This is a genomic window from Pseudomonas sp. FSL R10-2964 (assembly GCF_009600035.1).
Lineage (GTDB): Bacteria > Pseudomonadota > Gammaproteobacteria > Pseudomonadales > Pseudomonadaceae > Aquipseudomonas > Aquipseudomonas bubulae.
Genome location: NZ_WIWH01000005.1, coordinates 45,154 through 64,344, shown reverse-complemented (window position 1 = coordinate 64,344; position 19,191 = coordinate 45,154). Strand labels below are relative to the sequence as shown.

The following is a 19,191-nucleotide window of genomic DNA, read 5'->3' as shown; positions in this document are numbered from 1 at the left end:
GCGTGGAGAGTTGATTAGACATAGACATATTTTGATTATTCTTATAGGTGAAATTGGTCAACTTACGGCTGGATCGTCTTATGTTTTTTCCTGTGTGTCCAGAGGTTGCTGCTTTTGTAGCCGCGGGCTTGCTCGCGATGGCATCCATGGGGTTTCTCTGAAACACCGCGTCGCCTGCATCGCGAGCAAGCCCGCTCCCGCAAGGGGGCGGTGGGTCAAGGTGCCGGGTTTGGCTGGTCCTTGTGGATGGCGTCGATACCGGCCAGCGCCTCATCCGACAGTTTCAGGTCGAAGCTGGCGATATTGCTTTCGAGTTGCTCCATGGTCGTGGCACCAATGATATTGCTGGTGACGAACGGTTGTCGGGTGACGAAGGCCAGGGCCATTTGCGCAGGGTCCAGGCCATGTTCGCGGGCCAGTGCCACATAACGCTCGCTGGCAGCCACGGCCTGCGGGTTTGAATAGCGCGAGAAGCGGCTGTAGAGGGTCAGGCGGCCTTTTGGTGGTTGGGCGCCGCCACCGTACTTGCCCGAGAGCATGCCGAACGCCAGGGGCGAGTAGGCGAGCAGGCCGCATTGTTCGCGAATGGCGATTTCCGCCAGGCCCACTTCAAAGCTGCGGTTGAGCAGGCTGTAGGGGTTCTGGATCGATACGGCGCGCGGCCAGCCGCGACTTTCGGCCAGTTGCAGGAACTTCATGGTGGCCCACGGCGTTTCATTGGACAGGCCGATGTGACGGATCTTGCCGGCCCTGACCTGCTCGTCGAGTGCCTCGAGAGTGTCTTCCAGCGGGGTGAAGTCTTCGTCGGCGTTGTGGGTGTAACCCAACTGGCCGAAGAAGTTGGTGCTGCGCTCGGGCCAGTGCAACTGGTAGAGGTCGATCCAGTCGGTTTGCAGGCGCTTGAGGCTGGCGTCCAGGGCTTGCACGATATGGCTGCGGTTGTGCTTGAGGTGGCCGTCACGGATGTAGTCGATGCCGTTGCCGGGGCCGGCGATCTTGCTCGCCAGCACCCAGTCGGCACGATCACCGCGTTCCTTGAACCAGTTACCGATAAAACGCTCGGTGGTGGCGTAGGTTTCGGCCTTGGGTGGCACCGGGTACATTTCGGCGGTATCGATAAAGTTGATGCCGGCATTTTTGGCGCAGGCGATCTGCTCAAAGGCTTCGGCCTGGGTGTTCTGTTCACCCCAGGTCATGGTCCCGAGGGCGATTGCGCTTACTTTCAGATCGGTACGGCCAAGCTTTCGGTAGTCCATCGGGTGCTCCTTCGGGTAAACAAACATAAAAGCAGGTTGTAATTTTTTGCGCAATCTGGATAATTGCCCACCTCTTTCTGCAGTGGAAGTGATGCGCCGCCTGCCGAAGAATCTTGCCGTTGAACGGACGCGCTGACCCGAGCCCCCGATAGCGTCTGTATCCGGCTGCCTTTGACTTGTCAAAGTACGCACTATTCAGTAAGATCCGCCGTCTAATTTACAGGGCGGCCCCTGAGGCTATAAAGAATGAAAACTTTTACTGCTAAACCAGAAACAGTAAAGCGCGACTGGTTTGTCGTCGACGCTGCTGGTCAGACCCTGGGTCGTCTGGCCACCGAGATCGCGAGCCGTCTGCGTGGCAAGCACAAGCCGGAATACACTCCGCACGTTGACACCGGTGACTACATCGTTGTTATCAACGCTGAGCAAATCCGTGTTACTGGTGCTAAAACCACTGACAAGATGTACTACTCTCACTCCGGTTTCCCGGGCGGGATTAAGTCGATCAACTTCGAAAAGCTGATCGCCAAAGCTCCTGAGCGCGTGATCGAGACCGCGGTTAAAGGCATGCTGCCTAAAAACCCACTGGGTCGCGACATGTACCGTAAGCTGAAAGTCTATGCGGGCGCTGCTCACCCTCATACTGCTCAGCAGCCCCAAGAACTGAAGTTTTAACGGAATAGTTCATTATGTCGGCGACTCAAAACTACGGCACTGGCCGTCGTAAAACCGCAACCGCTCGCGTTTTCCTGCGTCCGGGTACCGGTAACATCTCCATCAACAACCGCACTCTGGAGAATTTCTTCGGTCGCGAAACTGCCCGCATGGTAGTTCGTCAGCCGTTGGAACTGACTGAGACTGTCGAGAAATTCGACATCTACGTCACCGTGATCGGTGGTGGTGTAAGTGGTCAAGCTGGCGCAATCCGCCACGGTATCACTCGCGCACTGATGCAGTATGACGAAACCCTGCGTGGCGCTCTGCGCAAAGCTGGCTTCGTTACTCGCGATGCTCGTGAAGTTGAACGTAAGAAAGTCGGTCTGCGTAAAGCGCGTAAGCGTCCGCAGTACTCGAAGCGTTAATTCGCAGCTTCGTTCAAAAAAGCCCAGCCTCCTTCGGGAGCTGGGCTTTTTTTATGGGCGATGATTTAGCGGTGTGACAACTTGCCACATCCAGCAAACGCCTATACTACAAGGCCTGTAGCCGCCCCAGAGCGGTAATTACCTTGTAAGACTAGGGGCTTTTCATTACCATTCTGCAAAATTTTTATAAGTAATAGATGCATATTTAGTAGATGCCTGATTTAACAGGCCACAAAGCTGATGGGAGAGGACTGAATGAGCAATGACGGCGTAAATGTCGGCCGGCGTCGCTTCCTCGTAGCAGCCACATCCGTGGTGGGTGCTGCAGGAGCGGTGGGGGCGGCGGTCCCGTTCGTGGGGTCGTGGTTTCCCAGTGCCAAGGCGAAAGCCGCTGGCGCACCGGTGAAAGTGAATATTGCAAAGGTTGAGCCAGGTCAGCAAATGATTGCTGAATGGCGTGGCCAGCCGGTATTCATCGTACGTCGCACCGAGGAAATCCTGGCAAATCTGAAGAAGATTGAAGGGCAGCTTGCTGACCCGGATTCCAAGCAATCTGATCAGCCTGCTTATGTAAATCCGGAGCTGCGGTCGATCAAGCCAGAAATTCTGTTGTTGATCGGTATTTGCACCCACTTGGGTTGCTCGCCTACGTTCCGTCCCGAGGTCGCGCCGGTTGATCTTGGCAAGGACTGGGTAGGCGGCTATTTCTGCCCTTGTCATGGTTCGCACTATGATCTGGCCGGCCGCGTGTACAAGGCCCAGCCAGCGCCGCTGAACCTGCCAGTGCCGCCGTACTACTATGAGACGGACAACATTGTCGTCGTTGGCCTCGATGGGGAGAACGCGTAATGAGCAAGTTCATGGATTGGGTAGATGCCCGCTTCCCCGCCACCAAAATGTGGGAAGACCACCTCAGCAAGTATTACGCTCCGAAGAACTTCAACTTCTTCTATTTCTTTGGTTCTCTCGCACTGCTCGTTCTGGTCAACCAGATCGTTACCGGTGTGTGGCTGACCATGAGCTACACGCCATCGGCAGAAGAGGCGTTTGCTTCTGTCGAATACATCATGCGTGACGTCGAATACGGTTCAATCCTGCGCTTGCTGCACTCTACCGGTGCATCGGCGTTCTTTATCGTCGTCTACCTGCACATGTTCCGCGGCCTGCTCTACGGCTCTTACCAGAAGCCCCGTGAGCTGGTCTGGCTGTTCGGCATGATGATTTATCTGGCCCTGATGGCTGAAGCCTTTATGGGTTACCTGTTGCCTTGGGGGCAAATGTCCTACTGGGGCGCCCAGGTGATCATTTCGCTGTTCGGTGCGATCCCGGTTATCGGTAACGACCTGACCCAGTGGATTCGTGGTGACTACCTGATCTCCGGTATTACCCTCAACCGCTTCTTTGCCCTTCACGTCGTGGCCTTGCCTATCGTAATCCTGGGCCTGGTGGTGCTGCACATTCTTGCCCTGCACGAAGTTGGCTCCAACAACCCGGACGGCGTGGATATCAAGAAACACAAAGACGAAAACGGCATACCGCTGGATGGCATTCCCTTCCACCCGTACTACACCGTGAAAGATATCGTCGGCGTAGTGGTATTCCTGTTTATCTTCTGCTCGATTGTGTTCTTCTTCCCGGAAATGGGTGGTTACTTCCTGGAAAAACCGAACTTTGAACAGGCTAACGCCTTTAAAACGCCGGAACACATTGCCCCTGTCTGGTACTTCACGCCGTTCTACGCGATCTTGCGTGCCATCCCGGACAAGCTGCTTGGCGTGATTGCCATGGGCGCCGCGATTGCCGTGCTGTTCGTGTTGCCGTGGCTTGACCGCAGTCCGGTCAAATCCATGCGCTACAAAGGCTGGATGAGCAAGGTATGGCTGTGGGTGTTCTGCATCTCCTTCGTGATTCTGGGTGTGCTGGGTGTCTTGGCTCCTACCCCGGGCCGCACGCTGCTGTCGCAGGTGTGTACGTTCCTGTACTTCGCCTACTTCATTCTGATGCCGTTCTACACCAGGCTTGAGAAGACCAAACCGGTTCCGGAAAGGGTGACTGGCTGATGAAAAAGCTATTTGCTGTATTGATGTTCGCGGTAATGCCTGTGTTCTCCTTTGCGGCAGAGCAAGGCGTGCAGCTCGACAAGGTCGACATCGATGTTTCTGACAAGGCGGCCCTGCAGGATGGTGCGCGTACGTTCGCCAACTACTGCATGGGTTGTCACAGTGCCAAGTTCCAGCGTTATGAGCGGGTCGCTGATGACCTGGGCATTCCCCATGAGGTCATGCTCGATAACCTGGTGTTCACCGGTGCCAAGATTGGCGACCACATGAACATCGGCATGCAGCCCAACGATGCCAAGGCCTGGTTCGGTGCTGCACCGCCTGACCTTACACTGGTGGCCCGTGTGCGTGGCACAGACTGGCTGTACAGCTACCTGCGTGCCTTTTACGAAGACCCGTCGCGCCCTTGGGGTGTGAACAACAAAGTGTTCCCGAACGTGGGCATGCCCAACGTGCTGGCACCGTTGCAGGGTCGTCAGGTTATCGGTTGCAAGCAAGTACAGATCGTCGAAGACGGCAAGAAGCAGTATGATCCGCTCACCGGCACGCCTTTGACCCATGAAGCGTGCGACCAGCTGACAGTGCTGCCAAAAACCGGCGCCCTGACTGAAGAGCAGTTCGATGAGAAGATCAAGAACCTTGTGACCTTCCTGGCCTACTCGGCCAACCCGGTGAAGCTGGAGCATCAGCGCATCGGTACTTACGTGCTGATCTACCTGGCCTTCCTTTTTGTATTCGCTTATCTGCTCAAGCGCGAATACTGGAAAGATGTGCACTGATATAGTTACACGCAATGCTGTTAATCGTGCGCGCCCAAGGGTGTCTCTGAAAAGGTAACAGTGCAGGGCGGGTGACAGGCGGGGTCAATGACCTTGCCAGTCACCTGGCCTGTGGTTATCAGAGGCTTTCCTTGGGCGCGTTCGTTTTTCCGCTCCCGATAATTTCAACAAGCGAGGAGGACCGCCATGGGCGTGACCAATCGGTTGGCCTGTTACTCCGACCCCGCCGACCACTATTCCCACCGAGTGCGCATTGTGCTCGCAGAGAAAGGTGTCAGCGCCGAGATCATCAGTGTGGAGGCGGGCCGTCAGCCGCCGAAGCTGATCGAAGTGAACCCCTACGGCAGCCTGCCAACCCTGGTCGATCGTGACCTGGCGTTGTGGGAGTCGACTGTGGTGATGGAATATCTGGATGAGCGCTATCCGCATCCGCCGCTGTTGCCGGTGTACCCGGTGGCACGGGCCAATAGCCGTCTGCTGATTCATCGTATTCAGCGCGACTGGTGTGCGCTGGTCGACCTGATTCTTGATTCGCGGACCAAGGAGCCGGCGCGCGTGCAAGCCCGCAAGGAGTTGCGCGAGAGCCTGACGGGTGTTTCTGCATTATTTGCCGACAAACCTTTTTTCCTCAGTGATGAGCAAAGTCTGGTCGACTGCTGTCTATTGCCGATACTCTGGCGTCTGCCTGTTTTGGGTATTGAATTGCCGCGGCCAGCCAAGCCGCTGCTCGACTATATGGAGCGCCAATTTGCGCGTGAGGCTTTCCAGGCGAGTCTGTCTGGTGTCGAACGCGACATGCGCTAAAGCTTTAGGAGCCCTCGATGAATTCAAGTCGACCTTATCTGGTGCGTGCGCTCTACGAGTGGATCGTTGATAACGACTGCACTCCGCACATGCTGGTTAACTCTGACTACCCCAAGGTGCAAGTGCCTGCGGGTTTTGCCAGTGACGGGCAGATTGTCCTCAATGTTTCGCCAACCGCCGTGCGTCAATTGCACATGGACAACGAAGCAGTAAGCTTTGAAGGGCGCTTTGGTGGTGTACCACACACCTTGTACGTGCCTATTGCAGCCATTCTGGGCGTTTACGCCCGTGAGAACGGTCAGGGCATGGTGTTTGACCTGGAAGAGCCTCTCGAGGCTGATGACGAGGTTGAGCCGGGTGACGATAGTCCGCCGCCAGGATCCGAGCCGCCGCGACCTACAGGTCGGCCAAGCCTGAAAGTGGTGAAGTAATAAAAAAGGCGACCTGAAAAGGTCGCCTTTTTTGTGTCTGGCAGCCGTGGCCGTCAGTCGATGTACTCAAACAGTTTGACGATTTTCTGCACCCCGGAAACACCTTGCACCAGGCTGGTGGCGCGGGCGGCCTCCTGTTTGGTGACCAGGCCGAGCATGTAGACGATACCGTTCTCGGTCACGATTTTGATGCGTGAGCCAGGGATGGCGCTGTCAGTCAGCATCTGGGTCTTGATTTTGGTGGTCAGCCAGGCGTCGTTGTTGCGCGCCAGGATTGACGAAGGAGCCATGACCTGCAGCTCGTTGTTGACCTTTTTCACCCGCTGGACTGAAGCTGCCGCCTGTTCGGCCTGGGCCTTGAGGTCTGCACGCGGGGTCTGGCCGGCCAGCAGCACGATACCGTTGTAGCTGGTGACGACGATGTGCGAACCGGTATCCAGATCCGGATTGGCCTTGGCCACGTTCACGGCGACCTTGGTTTCGATCAGCGAGTCATCGATTTTGCTGCCGAAGGTGCGGGTGCCGCGATCATCCTCGATAGGGGTGTCGCGGGTAGCGGTCAGTACCGAGCTGCAACCGGCGGTCAGACCAAGACACAGGGTCAGGGCTACCAGGCCTAGGCGATTTAAAGTCATTCTTCACTCCCGAACAGTTGGCTGTCGATCAGATCGCACAAGCAGTGGATCGCCAGCAGGTGGACTTCTTGGATGCGTGCAGTGACGCTGGAAGGAACGCGGATCTCCACGTCCTCGGGTAGCAGCAGCGAGGCCATGCCGCCGCCATCACGGCCCGTCATTGCGACCACGATCATTTCGCGATCGTGGGCCGCCTGGATGGCCTGGATGATGTTGGCCGAGTTGCCGCTGGTGGAAATGGCCAGCAGCACGTCGCCGGGCTGGCCCAGGGCGCGGATCTGCTTGGAGAAGATTTCGTTGAAGCTGTAGTCGTTGGCGATCGAGGTGATCGTCGACGTGTCGGTGGTCAGTGCGATGGCAGGCAGGCTCGGGCGCTCGCGCTCGAAGCGGTTGAGCAGCTCGGATGAGAAGTGCTGGGCGTCGCCTGCCGACCCGCCATTGCCGCACGAGAGCATCTTGCCTTCATTGAGCAGTGCGTTAACCATCACCTGGCTGGCTTGCTCGATATGAGGGGCAAGCACTTCCATCGCCTGCTGCTTGGTGTCGATGCTGGCCTGAAAAAGCTGGCGAATCCGGGATTGCATGTCCATCTATGTGACCTTAAGTAGGGCGGCTGGTCGGGCGTGAACCAGGTGTTCCTGGGTGACTTCCCGGCACAAGAATGTGCAGCCCGCAAAGCAAAGCAAAATCGTTGAAAAAGGGAGCTGGAATCGGCCTGGCAGCGCTACTGGCTGTCAAAGGCATTCCGTAGCCAGTTCAGTCGGGGTGTTGTGCTGTCCATCGTCACCACGTCAAAGCGGCACGGGTGATTGGCCCAGCGTGTCTGTTGCTGCAAGAAATGCTGGGCGGCAAGTATCAGTTTTTGACGCTTGCGGCCGTCAATACTGGCCAGTGCGCCACCCCATTGCGCATGTTGACGGTAACGAACTTCGACGAATACTACTGTATCGCCGTCAAGCATGACCAGATCCAGCTCGCCGCGCCTGCATGCCCAGTTCTGTGCCAGCAGGCGCAAACCCTGTTGCTCAAGATGCCGCAGCGCGAGGCGCTCGGCATCCTTGCCAGTTTGCTGGCTTGAGCGTTTGGGCATCAGTTGGCGGTAGCCGGCAGGCGTTGAGGCTGGCCATTGGCGAATTCGGCCCATTGCAGTTGACGTTCTACACGTTGGGTCGGGCTCATGCTCAAGCTGCCGGACATACCGTCGATCCGGCTGTCGGGCAGGGCTTTAAGCTGGCCCAGGCTCGGTGCCAGGCGATAGGCGTCGATACCCATCGCATACAGGCGGCCCAGGCTGCCGCCTGCTTGCGGCCATTGTGCGGTCACTTGCTGGCGTAGCGGGTTGTTCGGGTCGAGGAGCCAGGGGGTCTCGCAAAAACGGATGCCGTTCATGTCGTTGTACTGGTTCTGGTCGCCGCTGGCGCTGAATACGTGGGAGGTTGCGTATACCGGCAGATCACCTGCGTACTGGTAGTTCAGCGTGGGTTTGATCTGCTGGGCCTGCTGCGGGGTCGCGGCGAGGAACAGGAACTGCATGTCCTGGCGACGCGTTGGTTCGCTCGAGCCGCCGTTTTTGCGCAGTTGCACCAGATCGGCCACTTGCTGGGCGAGGGCTACAGGTTTGTCGATATGTTCAACGCCAACGACGGTGCCGCCATGGGCTTCCCATTCCTGGCGGAATGCCTTGAGCACGCGATCGCCCCACTCACCGACCGGGACCATGGCGCCAGCGCGGGTCAGGCCGTCGGCCCGGGCGCGGCGAGCCACTTCGCGGGCTTCGTCTTCAGCCGCCAGACCGAACTGAAACAGTTGCGCCGGGCCTTGGGTGCCCTCGCTGTAGTTCAGGGCCAGGGTGGTAATCGGCAGTTGCGGGCGGCTGTTCAGTTGCTTGACCAGGTTTTTTTCCAGTGGGCCAACCACCAGTTGCACGCCGTCGGCTTGTGCCTGGCGGTAGAACTCGTCCAGCGAGGTCAGGCGCGAGCTGTCATAGAACTGAATGCTCGGCGGGTTCTGGCCGGCTTGCTGGGCCTGATAATGTGCAGCCATAAAGCCATCACGCAGTGCTTTGCTCACCGAGGCCAGTTGGCCGTCCTGTGGCAGCAGCAGGGCGATCTTGGTCAGGGGCTGGCTGGCCAGCTCCTTGAGCTTGACCAGTGGGGTCGGCAGCTGGATAGCGGCCGGGTGGGCCGGGTTCTGTGCGCGCCATTGATCAATCGCGTTCTGTTGGTCTTGCAGGGTGCCGGCGCTTTTCACCGCCAGGGCCAGGGACATCCAGCCGCTCAGTACATCATTGCCCTGGGCGTGCAGTTGCTCGGCCGGCAAGCTGGCCACCAGTGCCCAGATAGCGTCGTTGTTGCTGTTGGCGGCATCGCCGGTCAGGTTCGGGCTCAGCGCTGCGCGTTCACGGGCGGCGGCCAGGGCCTGGCCGTCAGCCTCCAGGGCGCGGGCATGCACGGTACGGGTGCGCACTTGCAGGTCGACGGGCAGCTCGCCCAGGATCGATGTGCTTGGATGATTCAGGGCGGCGACTGCGGCCTTGGGATCATTGCGGTTCATCGCCAGTTCGGCTGCCAGGGTGTTGGCAAAAACCTGTTGTGCGGGCTTGAGCTGGTCCAGCGGGACCATGGCCAGGATCTGCGCGGCGCGGGCGTTGTTTTGCTGGCGCAGGGCAAGGTCGGCTGCCGACAGGCGCAACAGGGCGGCCTTTTCCGGATTGGTGCTCTCGGTGGCCTGCTGGAGCAATTGCTCAAGGCTGGCATCCGGGGTCCGTGGAAGTTCGCCAAGGCTGGACGAGGGCGAGCTGGCGCAAGCCGCCAGCAGGGCAGCAAGGCAGAGGGCAGTGAACAGCCGCAGGCAAGCGATCATGTAGTGTTCCTGATACTCGATCAAATGAGTTGGGAAGTGTACCCAAGCACTGGCCGGGGCGCGATGTTAGAGGCAATAAAGCCTGAATTTAGATGCGTTATGTACGTTGTGGCATTAAAAGTTTACCCGGTTGGCGTTTTGCGGCCTGCAGGGTGGGTGCGTTCATGAGGGCTCTACGCGCTACAATGGCGCCTTTAACTCTTATGAGGTGTGCGTTTTGACTGCTCCAGGTGATATGAATTCCGTTCTTGGCTCACTTTATGTGGTGGCCACGCCCATCGGTAACCTGGACGACATCAGTGCGCGTGCGCTCAAGGTATTGCGTGATGTATCGCTGATTGCGGCCGAAGACACGCGCCACTCCCTGCGCTTGATGCAGCATTTTGGTATCTCCACGCCGCTGGGTGCCTGTCACGAGCATAACGAGCGTGATGAAGGCAGTCGGTTTATCCAGCGTTTGCTGGCGGGTGAAGATGTGGCATTGATCTCGGATGCCGGTACCCCGCTGATCTCCGACCCCGGCTATCACCTCGTGCGTCAGGCGCGCGCTGCCGGGATCAAGGTCGTGCCCGTGCCGGGAGCCTGCGCCTTGATCGCCGCCTTGTCGGCTGCGGGGCTGCCTTCTGATCGCTTTATCTTTGAGGGGTTCCTGCCGGCCAAGGCGGTTGGGCGTCGTTCGCGGCTGCAATTACTTAAGGAAGAGCCGCGCACACTGATTTTTTACGAGGCCCCGCACCGTATTCTTGAGTGCCTGCAAGATCTTGAATTGGTATTCGGGCCCGAGCGCCCGGCATTGCTGGCGCGTGAGCTGACTAAAACATTCGAGACGCTCAAAGGTTTGCCCCTGTCCGAGCTGCGCGCTTTTGTTGAAAGCGACAGTAACCAGCAGCGCGGCGAGTGTGTGGTTCTGGTTGCCGGCTGGACTGCGCCAGAAACGGAAGACGCGGTCAGCAGTGAGGCAATGCGTATTCTCGACTTGCTGCTTAAAGAAATGCCGCTCAAGCGTGCTGCTGCACTTGCAGCTGAAATAACCGGTGAGCGCAAAAACGTGTTGTACCAAGTTGCACTTGAAAAGCAGAAAAGTGAGTAATAATTGATATCGCGTGATGGCACTTTGATATTTCTTTGTGTTCTAGCCCGTGGCTAAAGGCCGCAAGTCAGGCAAATCAACCTGCCTTGCGGCTTTTAACGCTTGTTCTATACGCTCTGTACAGTTAATCTTCGCGCCGGAGAGTCGATTGGACAGTCGCTGCCCTCTATGAAAATTAGGGGGGGGAGGAAAGTCCGGGCTCCATAGGGCGAAGTGCCAGGTAATGCCTGGGAGGCGTGAGCCTACGGAAAGTGCCACAGAAAATAACCGCCTAAGCGCTTCGGCGCCGGTAAGGGTGAAAAGGTGCGGTAAGAGCGCACCGCACGACTGGCAACAGTTCGTGGCTAGGTAAACCCCACTTGGAGCAAGACCAAATAGGGTCCCAAGGCGTGGCCCGCGCTGGGACCGGGTAGGTTGCTAAAGATGTCCAGTGATGGCCATCGTAGACGAATGACTGTTCACGACAGAACCCGGCTTACAGATCGACTCTCCACCTTTTTTTCTTCTGTCTGCGCTGCAGGCAGATTGCTATATTCGCAATTGCCTTATCCCCCCTGCAATTCATCGCAAGATTATTTCCCGACGTAATGCCGAAAAGTTCTTACTCTTAACAAACTACTTTAAGTTTGAAGTCCAGAGCTTTGAATTTGCGGCACGTCGCGGGTCAAAAAATCTCTCCGCTTACTGCTCCACGTCTATTTCCCCTCCTAAATCTCCGTTATGTAAGGGTTTTCCTGTAGGCCGCTCCTTGACGGTGGTGTGGGCGCATTCCTATAGTGTGCATAAGTGGTGAAAAGTGGCGTGAAGTGGGTTTTTTAGACGTAAAACGCTAATATTTGGAGATGCGGCCAGTGTTTCGCGGAGCCAACGCAATCAGTCTCGATGCCAAGGGCCGTCTCGCAATGCCGAGCCGGTACCGTGACGAGTTGAATTTGCGCAGTTCCGGGCAACTGATCGTGACCATTGATGCCGTTGATCCCTGCTTGTGTGTGTACCCCCTCGATGAGTGGGAGTTGATTGAAACCAAGCTTCGGGCGTTGCCTTCGCTGCGTGAAGAAAACCGCCGCTTGCAACGTCTGTTGATTGGTAACGCCGTCGACCTTGAGCTCGATGGCAGTGGTCGTTTTCTGGTACCGCCCCGCTTGCGTGAATATGCCCGACTGGACAAGCGCGCAATGCTGGTGGGCCAGCTGAACAAGTTTCAACTGTGGGACGAGGATGCTTGGGAGGCGGTTTCTGCCGCTGACCTTGCAGCCATTCAACAACCGGGCGCGATGCCTGACGAACTGCGTGATTTAATTCTGTGACTATAGATAGCGGCTTCAACCACATCACCGTACTGCTCGACGAAGCCGTAGAGGCTCTCGCCGTACGCCCTGATGGATGCTATCTGGATGGCACCTTCGGTCGCGGCGGACATAGCCGCCTGATACTCCAGAAGCTGGGCCCTGAGGGGCGTCTGCTCGGGTTCGATAAAGATCCACAAGCGATTGCCACCGGGCAAGCGCTGGCGGCCGAAGACGGCCGCTTTGTCATTGTGCAGCGCAGTTTTGCGGAAATGGGATCCGAAATTGCCGAGCGCGGTCTGGCTGGCAAGGTCGACGGCGTGTTGCTTGATCTGGGTGTCTCTTCGCCACAGCTTGACGACCCGGAGCGCGGCTTCAGCTTTATGAATGACGGCCCGCTGGACATGCGTATGGACCCTGATCGCGGTATCAGCGCGGCCGAGTTCGTCAACACTGCCTCCCAGGAGGAAATCGCCCGCGTATTCAAGGAATACGGCGAAGAGCGGTTTTCCGGTCGCATGGCCCGTGCGGTTGTCGAGCGTCGCGATATCAAGCCGTTCGAGCGTACAGGCGACCTGGCCGAAGTGCTGAAAGTGGCCAACCCGGCCTGGGAGAAGGGCAAGCACCCGGCAACCCGTACTTTCCAGGGCCTGCGCATTCATGTGAACAACGAACTGGGTGACCTTGAGGCTGGCCTTGAAGCTGCCCTTGAGTCCCTGGCAATCGGCGGCCGCCTGGTCGTTATCAGCTTCCACTCGCTGGAAGACCGCATCGTCAAACTGTTTATGCGCAAACTGGTCAAGGGCGAGCCCGACAACCTGCCGCGCGGCTTGCCCGTGCAGCACGTTGCCTTCGAACCGAAGATCAAGATTCATGGCAAGGCACAGACCGCGTCCGATGCCGAACTCAAAGCCAATCCGCGCTCGCGCAGCGCTGTCATGCGCGTCGCGGAGAAGCTTCGTTGAACAAGCTCTTCGCCAAACCACTTCCCGGCGGAAGTTTTTTCATGCTGCTGTTGTTTATTGGCGTGCTGGTTTCGGCTGTGGGCGTTTCGTATAGCGCCCACTGGAACCGCCAGTTGCTCAACACCCTGTACGGGGAGCTGAGCGTACGGGACAAGGCGCAGGCCGAATGGGGCCGCCTGATTCTCGAGCAGAGCACCTGGACTGCCCATAGCCGCATCGAAACCCTGGCCAGCGAACAACTGAAGATGCGCATTCCTGGCGCAGCAGAAGTTCGAATGGTGGCGCCATGATCAAACTCGAAGGCGCGCTCTATCCGTGGCGTTTTCGTGTGGTGCTGGCATTGCTGGCACTGCTGGTAGGTGCAATCGCGTGCCAGATCGTTTATCTGCAAGTTATCGACCATGACTTCCTCAAGGGCCAGGGAGATGCTCGCAGCTTGCGGCATATCCCTATCCCTGCACACCGTGGCCTGATTACCGACCGCAATGGCGAGCCTTTGGCCGTGAGCACGCCGGTGACCACCCTGTGGGCCAATGCCAAGGAAATGCAGGTTGCCAAAGACCGTTGGCCAGCCCTGGCACACGCGCTTGGGCAAGACCCCAAGGTGCTGACCGCACGCCTGGAACAGCAAGCCAACAAAGAATTTATCTATCTGGTGCGGGGCCTGACTCCCGAGCAGGGCCAGGTGGTGCTCGACCTCAAGGTGCCGGGTGTTTATGGCATTGAAGAGTTCCGTCGTTTCTACCCTGCGGGTGAGGTGACGGCGCATATGGTCGGCTTTACCGATATCGACGATAAAGGACGCGAAGGCGTCGAACTGGCCTATGACGAATGGCTGGCCGGGGTGCCGGGCAAGCGGCAAGTGATCAAGGACCGGCGCGGGCGTCTGATCAAAGACGTGCAAGTGACCAAAAACGCCAAGGCCGGCAAGACCTTGGCGTTGTCGATTGACCTGCGCCTGCAATACCTGGCCAACCGCGAACTGCGCAATGCGCTGGTCGAGAACGGCGCCAAGGCTGGCAGCCTGGTGATCATGGATGTGAAGACCGGCGAGATTCTGGCCATGGTCAACCAACCCACCTACAACCCGAATAACCGGCGCAACCTGCAACCGGCGATGATGCGTAACCGCGCCATGATCGACGTGTTCGAGCCGGGCTCGACGGTCAAACCGATCTCCATGAGTGCCGCCCTGGAAACCGGGCGCTGGAAACCCACCGACAAGGTTGAGGTGTACCCGGGCACCTTGCAGCTGGGCAAATACACCATTCGTGACGTATCGCGCACTGAAGGTCCGGTCCTCGACCTGACCGGCATCCTGATCAACTCCAGTAACGTGGGGATGAGCAAGGTGGCCTTCGATATCGGCGGTGAAGCGATCTTCCGCCAGATGGCCAAGATGGGCCTGGGCCAGGACACCGGTCTGGGCTTCCCGGGCGAGCGTGTGGGCAACCTGCCCAACTACCGTGAATGGCGCAAGGCGGAAACCGCGACCCTGTCTTACGGCTACGGCGTGTCCGTGACCGCGATCCAGCTGGTGCATGCCTTCTCGGCCCTGGCCAACAACGGCAAGCTCGCTCCGCTGACCCTGCTCAAGACAGACAAGGACAAACCTGTTCAGGCCGCTCAGGTCATGCCGGAGCAAGTCGCCAAGACGCTGCAGGGCATGCTCCAGGAAGTAATCGAAAACCCGCGTGGTGTATGGCGTGCCAAGGTTCCGGCGTATCACGTCGGCGGCAAGTCGGGTACGGCGCGTAAAACCACGGGTGGTGGGGTAAAAGGCTACGCAGTGAACTCCTACCGTTCCCTGTTTGCCGGCTTTGGTCCCATGAGCGACCCGCGGTACGCGATCGTCGTGGTGATCGATGAGCCGAGCAAGGCGGGCTACTTCGGTGGTCTGGTTTCGGCACCGGTATTCAGCAAAGTCATGTCCGGCACGCTGCGTCTGATGAACGTGATCCCGGATAACCTGCCAACGGCAGCGGAGCAACAAGCAGCGGCAGCCGCTGCAGCAGCCAAAGGAGGGCGTGGCTAATGTCCCTGAGCCTGAACAAGATTTTTCCTCACGCCGGTCACGATCTGCTGATCCGTGAACTGACCCTCGACAGCCGCAATGTACGCGCAGGTGATCTGTTCCTTGCGGTGCCTGGCGGCAAGCTCGATGGTCGTGAACATATCGCTGACGCCCTTAAGCGCGGCGCTGCTGCCGTGGCCTATGAAGTGGACGGCGCTGATGTGCTGCCTATCTCTGCCGTGCCGCTGATTCCGGTCAAGGGCCTTGCGGCCCAGCTGTCGGATATCGCCGGGCGTTTTTATGGTGAGCCCAGCCGGCATCTGAATCTGGTAGGTGTCACTGGCACCAACGGCAAAACCAGCGTCACTCAGCTGGTGGCCCAGGCGCTTGACCTGCTGGGTCAGCACTGCGGCATCGTCGGCACCTTGGGCACCGGTTTTTATGGCGCGCTGCAAAGTGGCCGTCACACCACGCCAGACCCGATTGCCGTACAGGCCATGCTGGCCGACCTGAAAAAGGCCGGGGCCAAAGCGGTAGCGATGGAGGTTTCTTCCCATGGCCTGGATCAGGGGCGCGTCAGTGCGTTGGCATTTGACGTCGCTGTGCTGACCAATCTGTCCCGCGACCATCTGGATTACCACGGCACGATAGAGGCTTACGCCGCCGCCAAGGCCAAGTTGTTTGCCTGGCCGGACCTGCGCTGCCGGGTGCTGAACCTGGACGATGAATTTGGCCGCCAACTGGCCGCTGAAAAGCATGAGTCGCGCCTGATCAGCTATAGCCTTGAGGACACAGGGGCCACCTTGTACTGCCGTGATGCCATTTTTGATGATGACGGTGTGCGGGCCACCGTGGTGACGGCGCAAGGCGAGCATCTGTTGCGCAGCTCGCTGCTGGGGCGTTTCAACCTGAGTAACGTATTGGCTGCCGTTGGCGCCTTGCTCGGGCTGGACTACCCGCTGGACGAAATTCTCAAAGTGCTGCCCAAGCTGGAAGGCCCGGTCGGTCGCATGCAGCGTTTGGGTGGCGGCAACAAGCCGCTGGTGGTGGTCGACTACGCCCACACCCCGGATGCACTGGAAAAAGTACTGCTAGCCCTGCGCCCGCATGTCAAGGGCCAACTGCTGTGCCTGTTCGGCTGCGGCGGCGACCGTGACCGCGGCAAGCGCCCGTTGATGGCGCAGGTGGTTGAGCGTTTGGCTGATGGTGTTCTGGTCACTGACGACAATCCGCGCACCGAAGCTGCAGGGCAGATCTTCGATGATATCCGTGGCGGTTTCGCTGCGCCGCAGAACGTCACCTTTGTCGCCGGTCGCGGCGATGCCATTGCCCGGATTATTGCCAATGCACAGGCAGAAGACGTGATCGTGCTGGCGGGTAAAGGTCATGAGGACTATCAGGAAATCAACGGCGAACGCCATGACTTCTCTGATCTGGTCGAAGCCGAAAAAGCCTTGAACACTTGGGAGGCTGCCCATGCTTAAGCCTCTGTTGCTCAGTGAAGTGGCTGCTGCCCTGCAGGGGCGAGTGGTTGAAGTCGACTGCCGTTTCAGTGGGGTCAGCATCGACAGCCGGGCGATCAGCAAGGGTCAGCTGTTTATTGCGCTGACCGGCCCGCGTTTCGATGGCCACGACTACCTCAATGAAGTGGCTGCCAAGGGCGCCGTTGCCGCGCTGGTTGAGCGCGAAGTGCCGGAGTCGGCGCTGCCACAACTGGTGGTCAAGGACACCCGCGAAGCTTTGGGTCGCCTGGGTGCGCTCAACCGTGCCGGCTACGACAAACCGGTGGCGGCGATTACCGGCTCAAGCGGCAAGACCACGGTCAAAGAAATGCTCGCCTGCATTCTGCGCACCCGTGGCCCGGTGCTGGCAACCAAAGGCAACCTGAACAACGATCTGGGCGTGCCGTTGACGCTGCTGGAACTGACAGCTGAGCACACGGCTGCGGTTATTGAGCTGGGCGCTTCGCGCCTCGGCGAAATTGCCTACACCGTGGCCATGACCCAGCCCCATGTCGCCGTGCTCAACAATGCCGGTACTGCTCACGTGGGCGAGTTCGGTGGCCCGGATAAAATCGTCGAAGCCAAGGGCGAAATCATCGAAGGGCTGAAGGCTGACGGAATCGCTGTCCTGAATCTGGATGACAAGGCATTCGCCATCTGGAATAACCGGGCAGCGGGGCGCAAGGTGCTGAGTTTTGCCTTGAACAACCCTCAAGCCGATTTTTATGCCAGCGATCTGAGCCGTGACGCTCGCGGTTGCCCGGGCTTCACCTTGCACAGCCCGCTGGGTAGCGAGCAGGTCCAACTTAACCTGTTGGGCACCCACAACGTGGCCAACGCACTGGCCGCTGCGGCAGCTGCTCACGCCCTCGGCGTGTCGCTGTTTGGTATCAAAACCGGCCTTGAAGCCGTGTTGCCGGTAAAAGGTCGCGCTGTCGCGCAATTGACCGCCGCGGGCCTGCGAATTATTGATGACACTTACAACGCAAACCCCACCTCAATGTGCGCTGCCGTTGATATACTCGCCGCCTTTTCCGGCCGCACCGTCCTGGTGCTCGGAGATATTGGCGAACTGGGTGAGTGGGCGGAGCAAGGACATCGTGAAGTAGGCGCTTATGCCGCCGACAAAGTTTCAGCGCTCTATGCGGTGGGACCCATGATGGCTCATGCCGTCACTGCTTTTGGACACCAGGCTCGTCACTTCGCCAATCAGGCTGACCTGATCAAGGCGCTTCGCGCTGAGCACGAAACAAACACCACTATTTTGATCAAGGGCTCGCGCAGCGCTGCGATGGAAAACGTCGTTGCGGCTTTGTGCGGTTCCAGCGGGGAGAAACATTAATGCTGCTGCTGCTAGCGGAGTATCTGCAACAGTTCCATAAAGGCTTCGCGGTCTTCCAGTACCTGTCCCTGCGCGGGATCCTCGGGGTGCTGACCGCGTTGACCTTGTCGCTGTGCCTGGGGCCGTGGATGATCCGCACCCTGCAAAACCGTCAGATCGGCCAGTCGGTACGTAATGACGGCCCACAATCGCACCTGTCCAAATCGGGCACTCCGACCATGGGCGGCGCGTTGATCCTGTCGGCCATCGCCATCAGCACCCTGTTGTGGGCTGACCTGAGCAACCGTTATGTGTGGGTCGTGCTGATCGTGACCCTGTTGTTCGGCGCCATCGGCTGGGTGGATGACTACCGCAAGGTAATCGAAAAAAACTCCCGTGGCTTGCCAAGCCGCTGGAAGTATTTCTGGCAGTCGGTGTTCGGTCTGGGCGCGGCGATCTTCTTGTACGTGACGGCGCCAAGCGCGGTGGAAACCACGCTGATCCTGCCCATCCTCAAGGACGCCAGCATTCCGCTGGGCATCGGCTTTGTTGTTCTCACCTACTTTGTGATCGTGGGTTCGAGCAATGCGGTCAACCTGACTGACGGCCTCGATGGCCTGGCGATCATGCCCACCGTGATGGTCGGCGGTGCGCTGGGTATCTTCTGCTACCTGTCGGGCAACGTGAAATTTGCCGACTACCTGCTGATCCCTTATGTACCGGGCGCGGGTGAGTTGATTGTGTTCTGCGGCGCATTGATTGGCGCCGGTCTCGGGTTCCTGTGGTTCAACACCTACCCGGCACAAGTCTTTATGGGTGATGTCGGCGCACTGGCGCTGGGCGCAGCCCTGGGCACTATCGCCGTGATCGTGCGCCAGGAAATCGTGTTGTTCATCATGGGCGGTGTGTTCGTGATGGAAACCCTGTCCGTGGTGATCCAGGTAGCGTCCTTCAAGTTGACCGGCAAGCGGGTGTTCCGCATGGCGCCGATTCATCACCACTTTGAACTCAAAGGCTGGCCTGAGCCACGTGTGATCGTCCGCTTCTGGATCATTACCGTGATTCTCGTACTGGTCGGCCTTGCCACACTGAAGCTGAGGTAGA

The 19,191-nt window shown here is 58.5% G+C and carries 20 protein-coding genes and 1 other RNA gene; 16 read left to right on the top strand and 5 right to left on the bottom strand.

Features of this window, described 5'->3' with window-relative positions; translation table 11 throughout:
- Positions 1 to 215 precede the first annotated feature (215 nt).
- Positions 216 to 1,256: an NADP(H)-dependent aldo-keto reductase gene (locus GHN92_RS04100; protein WP_153379426.1), complete on the bottom strand. Its 1,041-nt coding sequence runs from the start codon at positions 1,254 to 1,256 to the stop codon at positions 216 to 218.
- Positions 1,257 to 1,502: 246 nt separating this feature from the next.
- Between GHN92_RS04100 and rplM the strand changes: the two genes are divergently transcribed.
- The 7 genes from rplM to GHN92_RS04065 all read left to right on the top strand — a co-directional run bounded on the left by rplM (position 1,503) and on the right by GHN92_RS04065 (position 6,412).
- Positions 1,503 to 1,931, top strand: a complete 429-nt coding sequence (rplM, locus tag GHN92_RS04095) for a 50S ribosomal protein L13 (RefSeq protein WP_007917032.1) — start codon at positions 1,503 to 1,505, stop codon at positions 1,929 to 1,931.
- Between the two features lie 14 nt (positions 1,932 to 1,945).
- On the top strand, positions 1,946 to 2,338 hold the full coding sequence (gene rpsI / locus GHN92_RS04090) for a 30S ribosomal protein S9 (protein WP_003216038.1): 393 nt from the start codon (positions 1,946 to 1,948) through the stop codon (positions 2,336 to 2,338).
- Between the two features lie 255 nt (positions 2,339 to 2,593).
- Positions 2,594 to 3,187 (top strand): ubiquinol-cytochrome c reductase iron-sulfur subunit, encoded by a 594-nt coding sequence (petA, locus tag GHN92_RS04085; RefSeq protein WP_083369776.1) that lies wholly within the window; start codon positions 2,594 to 2,596, stop codon positions 3,185 to 3,187.
- Positions 3,187 to 4,398: a cytochrome bc complex cytochrome b subunit gene (locus GHN92_RS04080; protein WP_016779512.1), complete on the top strand. Its 1,212-nt coding sequence runs from the start codon at positions 3,187 to 3,189 to the stop codon at positions 4,396 to 4,398. The genes petA and GHN92_RS04080 overlap by 1 nt, the downstream gene beginning before the upstream one ends.
- Positions 4,398 to 5,177 carry a cytochrome c1 gene (locus GHN92_RS04075; RefSeq protein WP_095020341.1) on the top strand — a complete coding sequence of 260 codons (780 nt, stop codon included), beginning with the start codon at positions 4,398 to 4,400 and terminating at the stop codon, positions 5,175 to 5,177. Before GHN92_RS04080 ends, GHN92_RS04075 begins: the two co-directional genes overlap by 1 nt.
- A gap of 186 nt (positions 5,178 to 5,363) precedes the next feature.
- Entirely contained in the window at positions 5,364 to 5,981 is a 618-nt protein-coding gene (locus GHN92_RS04070; RefSeq protein ID WP_016779514.1) for a glutathione S-transferase N-terminal domain-containing protein, read from the top strand.
- A 17-nt stretch (positions 5,982 to 5,998) separates the two neighbouring features.
- The gene (locus GHN92_RS04065) at positions 5,999 to 6,412 is read left to right on the top strand and encodes a ClpXP protease specificity-enhancing factor (protein ID WP_095001547.1); all 414 of its coding nucleotides are present in this window, start codon (positions 5,999 to 6,001) and stop codon (positions 6,410 to 6,412) included.
- Positions 6,413 to 6,465: 53 nt separating this feature from the next.
- Here the strand turns inward: GHN92_RS04065 and GHN92_RS04060 are convergent, their stop codons facing one another.
- The 4 genes from GHN92_RS04060 to GHN92_RS04045 all read right to left on the bottom strand — a co-directional run bounded on the left by GHN92_RS04060 (position 6,466) and on the right by GHN92_RS04045 (position 9,909).
- On the bottom strand, positions 6,466 to 7,047 hold the full coding sequence (locus tag GHN92_RS04060) for a BON domain-containing protein (protein ID WP_095001546.1): 582 nt from the start codon (positions 7,045 to 7,047) through the stop codon (positions 6,466 to 6,468).
- Positions 7,044 to 7,637: a phosphoheptose isomerase gene (locus GHN92_RS04055; protein ID WP_095001545.1), complete on the bottom strand. Its 594-nt coding sequence runs from the start codon at positions 7,635 to 7,637 to the stop codon at positions 7,044 to 7,046. The genes GHN92_RS04060 and GHN92_RS04055 overlap by 4 nt, the downstream gene beginning before the upstream one ends.
- Positions 7,638 to 7,771: 134 nt before the next feature.
- Complete coding sequence (locus tag GHN92_RS04050) at positions 7,772 to 8,137, bottom strand: YraN family protein (protein ID WP_153379441.1); 366 nt, start codon at positions 8,135 to 8,137, stop codon at positions 7,772 to 7,774.
- On the bottom strand, positions 8,137 to 9,909 hold the full coding sequence (locus GHN92_RS04045; protein WP_095018294.1) for a penicillin-binding protein activator: 1,773 nt from the start codon (positions 9,907 to 9,909) through the stop codon (positions 8,137 to 8,139). Before GHN92_RS04045 ends, GHN92_RS04050 begins: the two co-directional genes overlap by 1 nt.
- A 235-nt stretch (positions 9,910 to 10,144) precedes the next feature.
- Here GHN92_RS04045 and rsmI point away from each other — a divergent pair, with 235 nt between their 5' ends.
- From rsmI to mraY, 9 genes are all read left to right on the top strand, one after another.
- Positions 10,145 to 10,999 (top strand): 16S rRNA (cytidine(1402)-2'-O)-methyltransferase, encoded by an 855-nt coding sequence (gene rsmI / locus GHN92_RS04040; protein ID WP_095001542.1) that lies wholly within the window; start codon positions 10,145 to 10,147, stop codon positions 10,997 to 10,999.
- 140 nt (positions 11,000 to 11,139) lie between these two features.
- Positions 11,140 to 11,493: RNase P RNA component class A (rnpB, locus tag GHN92_RS04035), an RNA gene on the top strand.
- Between the two features lie 357 nt (positions 11,494 to 11,850).
- Positions 11,851 to 12,306, top strand: a complete 456-nt coding sequence (gene mraZ, locus GHN92_RS04030; protein ID WP_095001541.1) for a division/cell wall cluster transcriptional repressor MraZ — start codon at positions 11,851 to 11,853, stop codon at positions 12,304 to 12,306.
- A complete protein-coding gene (gene rsmH / locus GHN92_RS04025) occupies positions 12,303 to 13,250 on the top strand; it encodes a 16S rRNA (cytosine(1402)-N(4))-methyltransferase RsmH (RefSeq protein ID WP_165446504.1) in 948 nt (315 codons plus the stop codon). Before mraZ ends, rsmH begins: the two co-directional genes overlap by 4 nt.
- Positions 13,247 to 13,540: a cell division protein FtsL gene (gene ftsL / locus GHN92_RS04020; protein WP_019823808.1), complete on the top strand. Its 294-nt coding sequence runs from the start codon at positions 13,247 to 13,249 to the stop codon at positions 13,538 to 13,540. Before rsmH ends, ftsL begins: the two co-directional genes overlap by 4 nt.
- Positions 13,537 to 15,285, top strand: coding sequence for a penicillin-binding protein 2 (locus GHN92_RS04015; RefSeq protein ID WP_095018295.1), 1,749 nt, complete (start codon positions 13,537 to 13,539; stop codon positions 15,283 to 15,285). Before ftsL ends, GHN92_RS04015 begins: the two co-directional genes overlap by 4 nt.
- The gene (locus GHN92_RS04010; protein ID WP_153379424.1) at positions 15,285 to 16,748 is read left to right on the top strand and encodes a UDP-N-acetylmuramoyl-L-alanyl-D-glutamate--2,6-diaminopimelate ligase; all 1,464 of its coding nucleotides are present in this window, start codon (positions 15,285 to 15,287) and stop codon (positions 16,746 to 16,748) included. The genes GHN92_RS04015 and GHN92_RS04010 overlap by 1 nt, the downstream gene beginning before the upstream one ends.
- Positions 16,741 to 18,108: a UDP-N-acetylmuramoyl-tripeptide--D-alanyl-D-alanine ligase gene (gene murF / locus GHN92_RS04005; RefSeq protein ID WP_153379422.1), complete on the top strand. Its 1,368-nt coding sequence runs from the start codon at positions 16,741 to 16,743 to the stop codon at positions 18,106 to 18,108. The genes GHN92_RS04010 and murF overlap by 8 nt, the downstream gene beginning before the upstream one ends.
- Positions 18,108 to 19,190 (top strand): phospho-N-acetylmuramoyl-pentapeptide-transferase, encoded by a 1,083-nt coding sequence (gene mraY / locus GHN92_RS04000; RefSeq protein ID WP_095001537.1) that lies wholly within the window; start codon positions 18,108 to 18,110, stop codon positions 19,188 to 19,190. The genes murF and mraY overlap by 1 nt, the downstream gene beginning before the upstream one ends.
- Position 19,191: the final 1 nt, after the last annotated feature.